Origin of the sequence: Phormidium sp. CCY1219, from assembly GCF_035615515.1 — a bacterium.
Taxonomy (GTDB): Bacteria; Cyanobacteriota; Cyanobacteriia; order Cyanobacteriales; family Laspinemataceae; genus CCY1219.
This window is the reverse complement of sequence record NZ_JAJENT010000150.1, coordinates 1-201: the sequence shown is the minus strand read 5'-3', so window position 1 is coordinate 201 and position 201 is coordinate 1. Positions and strand designations below refer to the sequence as shown.

Below are 201 nucleotides of genomic sequence, written 5' to 3'. Positions count from 1 at the left end.
TTCTGCTCGTTTCTTGCCATCTCGAACGACAGTTGGTTGTAGCGCTGCTGCAAAGCGTAGAACTCTCTTTTGAGCTGCTGGTTTTCTTCTTCCACCTGGGCCGTCTCGGATTGGGTAGCTTCAAAGTTGGCAATCTGCTCCTGGAGGTGGTGAATTTGCGACTCCTTATCGGTATTTTCTTGCAGGAGTTGTTGCAGTTGC

General features: G+C 49.8%; 1 protein-coding gene. It reads right to left on the bottom strand.

What is annotated here, in order from left to right:
- Nucleotides 1-201: hypothetical protein (locus tag LKK83_RS00780; RefSeq protein ID WP_324628818.1), on the bottom strand; the 201-nt coding region annotated here is incomplete at both ends.